Source organism: Bradyrhizobium sp., from assembly GCF_027307225.1.
Classification (GTDB): domain Bacteria; phylum Pseudomonadota; class Alphaproteobacteria; order Rhizobiales; family Xanthobacteraceae; genus Bradyrhizobium.
Genome location: NZ_DAHUXJ010000076.1, coordinates 1 through 3,186, shown reverse-complemented (window position 1 = coordinate 3,186; position 3,186 = coordinate 1). Strand labels below are relative to the sequence as shown.

Sequence of the window (3,186 nt, the reverse complement as noted above, 5' to 3'; positions counted from 1 at the left end):
GGCGTGGGTCAGGAAGGCGTCGAGGGAATCGAAGCCCGGCCGCAGCATGCCCTCGACATGGTCGACGGTGTGAAACAGTTTTGAATAAGTCTCGATCTGGCGCCGCGCCAGCACTTTGATTGTTCCGGGCACGCAAACGCGCGCCTTGTCGTTGCGGTCGACATCGGTGCACATGTTGAGTTCGAATTCGTCTTTCTGCGAATTCAACAACTGCCTGATCTGTTCGGCATCGCCGATTGCGTCCACGCCACGCGCGATCGTCCCGGAAATCGGACAGGTCTCGATCCGCCGGCCGTCGGAACGGACGAACATTTCCGGCGATGCCGAGACCAGAAACTCGCCATCGCCAAGGTTCATCAGTGCGCCGTAAGGCGACGGGTTGATCCGGCACAGCCGCTGGAACACTTCCGCCGGCGAACGCGAGCAAGGCTCGCCGAACAATTGCCCCGGCACCGCCTCGAACAAATCGCCGCGCGCAAAAGCGGCGCGCGCGGTTTCCACCGTGGCCTGATATTCGCCGCTCGCGTGATCGGAAAACGCTTGCCGCGGTGCCCCGGCATAGACGCTTTCGGACGTCTCTCGCGACCGTCCGTTCGACGACTGGCCGGCCCAGGTAAAGTCGTAGCTCAGGACGACGCCGCGCGCGGTGGCGCGGTCATAGGCGAGCAGCCGGTCGGGTACGAACAACACGATGTCGCGCTGGTCGTCCTCGCGCTTGCGCTTCTGCACCAGATCCTCGATCTGGAACACGAGGTCGTAGCCAAAGGCACCGAACAGGCCGAGCAGCGAATCCTCGTTTGAGCCGAAGGCGGCAACAAGTTCGCGCACCAGCGACATCACGGTGGCGCGGCGCGTGCGCTGATCTTCATTGACCGGCGCTTCGCCGCGCAGGATGTGGCCGGCAAGACGGCTTGCGCTGCGCTCAGTGATGACGAGGCAATCGTCGCGAAGTACATCGCCCAGGAATGCGATCAGGACTTCCCCGCGCGGGTTCAGCGCGGAAAGCGAGAAATTCACGCCTGTGGTCTGCAATTGCAGCGGAGGATCGGCAAAGCCGAGATCGAAGCTCTCGTAGCGTCCCGGCACCGTCGTGCCCGAGGACAGCACCACGCCGCGACGGCGGTCGAGCAGTTCGATCAGGTCGTCCAGCCGGCTTGCGCCGCCGGAAAAATGCTCGACCGAACGAGCGACCACGAGGCCGCCACCGGTACGATATTCACTATGGTCCGGCAGGGAGAACACGGTCCTGTTCATGTGATCCTCTTACGAAACTTGCGGAGGGAACGCCACACAGGACAAACGAAGGCCGCCTGCGATGGCGGCCCTTGGACGATAAACGTTAACGATAATTCGCACCGGCCACCTCTTTAGGAGGTGCGCCACCAAAGACGACAGACGTGAACGACGGTGCTCATGGTGTGTGTACACACCATGGCCGGGCCGCAGCGTCAAGGGAGAACCTGCCTCGGACGGCCTCGCGGGCGTGCGAGCCAAGCGTCTGCAGGGCTGCTCGCACGAGGCGAAAAACCGGCGTAGGCTTACCAAATCAGGAAAGTCGCGGGAGGCCACCGTGTCGTTGCAAGCATTAGGATATGTCGGATTCGGCTCAACCGCGCTGGACGACTGGCGTCAGTTCGGCACGTCACTGGTTGGTTGGCAGGCGATCGAACGCGGCAATTCCATGCTTGCCTTCCGGATGGACGATCGCAAGCAGCGGGTCGTGATCGATCGCGCAATGGGAGATGGTGCGCGCTTCTTCGGCTGGGAAGTCGAGAATGCGGCCGCGCTCGACGCGCTTGCCGCGCGATTGGAGGCCGCCGGCGTGCAAGTCGTTGCCGAACCCCAGGCGCTCGCGGATACTCGGCGGGTGCGCGCCCTGATTTCGTTTCGCGATCCCGCCGGCAACCGCCTCGAGGCCTTTCATGGCGCTGAAGTCGACGACACGCCATTTTCGCCGGGCCGCTCGATCTCCGGTTTCCGCACCGGCGCGCTCGGGCTCGGCCATATCGTGCTGACGGTCGAACGCATCGACGAGGTGATGCCGTTCTATGTCGACCTGCTTGGCTTCCGCCTCTCCGACTACATCGAGAAGCCATTCCGCGCCTATTTCTTCCACGTCAATCCGCGCCATCATTCACTCGCGCTGATCGAGACCGGAAAGAACGGCGTGCATCATCTGATGGTGGAACTGTTTTCGCTCGACGATGTCGGCCAGGCTTACGATATCGCGCTGGCTGACGAGCGCGTGAATGTCACGCTCGGACGTCACACCAATGATTTCATGACCTCGTTCTACGCCAGAACGCCATCGTCATTCATGGTCGAATGCGGCTGGGGCGGACGCGAGGTCGACCCCGTTACCTGGCAGCCGGTCGAAATGCACCACGGCCCAAGCCTGTGGGGCCATGAGCGCGTGTGGCTTTCCGAACAGGACCGCGAACGGGCGCGCGAAATGCGAATGCGCGCCGCGGCGGACGGCGTGCGCGTGCCGGTCCAGGTGATGGGCGGCAATTATCAGCTGATGTCGGGCGCCTGCCCATGGTGGGACGGGATCACAAAGGCATAACACTCAGTCCTTGCGAACGCCGGGACGACCTCAAACTCAGCCCAAATGCCTGTGAAAGAATGCGGTCGCCCTGCCCCACGCAAGTTCGGCTGCCTTGCGATCATGCACAGACATGCGCTGTTCGTTGACGAAGGCGTGGTCGGCGTCATAGCGGAACAACTCGAGCGATTTGCCGGCCTCCTTCATCGCCTCTTCGAAGGCGTCGACGACTTGCGGCGTGCACCAGTCGTCCCTGCTGGCGAAATGCGCCTGCAGGGGAATCTTCACGTCCGAAGGTTTCGCGGCGGCTTCCGGCGGAATGCCGTAGAACACGACGCCTGCCGTCAGCTCCGGAATCTTGGTAGCGCCGATGATCGTCACCGCGCCGCCGAGACAGAAGCCTGTCAGGCCGACCTTGGCGCCGTTGCGCGCCAGGTATTGCGCCGCGCCCCGTACCGTCTGCGTCGTCGCGTCGATGAAATCGAGCGAATTCATCTCTTTGCCGGCGGCATCGGTGTCGTGATACGGCACGACCTTGCCCTTGTAGAGGTCGGGCGCCAGCGCATCGAAACCGGCAGCCGCGAAACGATCGCACAGCCCCTTGATCTGGTCCTGAAGCCCCCACCAGTCCTGGATGACGA

General features: G+C 62.9%; 3 protein-coding genes. 1 reads left to right on the top strand and 2 read right to left on the bottom strand.

Annotated features, from left to right (window positions below; translation table 11 throughout):
- On the bottom strand, positions 1 to 1,254 hold a 1,254-nt coding region (locus tag M6D32_RS12955; RefSeq protein WP_298256685.1), incomplete at its 3' end, for a chorismate-binding protein.
- 316 nt (positions 1,255 to 1,570) lie between these two features.
- On the opposite strand from M6D32_RS12955, the gene M6D32_RS12950 reads away from it, so the two are divergent.
- Positions 1,571 to 2,566: a VOC family protein gene (locus M6D32_RS12950; RefSeq protein WP_298256683.1), complete on the top strand. Its 996-nt coding sequence runs from the start codon at positions 1,571 to 1,573 to the stop codon at positions 2,564 to 2,566.
- Positions 2,567 to 2,602: 36 nt separating this feature from the next.
- Here the strand turns inward: M6D32_RS12950 and M6D32_RS12945 are convergent.
- Positions 2,603 to 3,186, bottom strand: a 584-nt coding sequence (locus M6D32_RS12945) for a dienelactone hydrolase family protein (RefSeq protein ID WP_298256681.1), incomplete at its 5' end; no start/stop codon positions are given.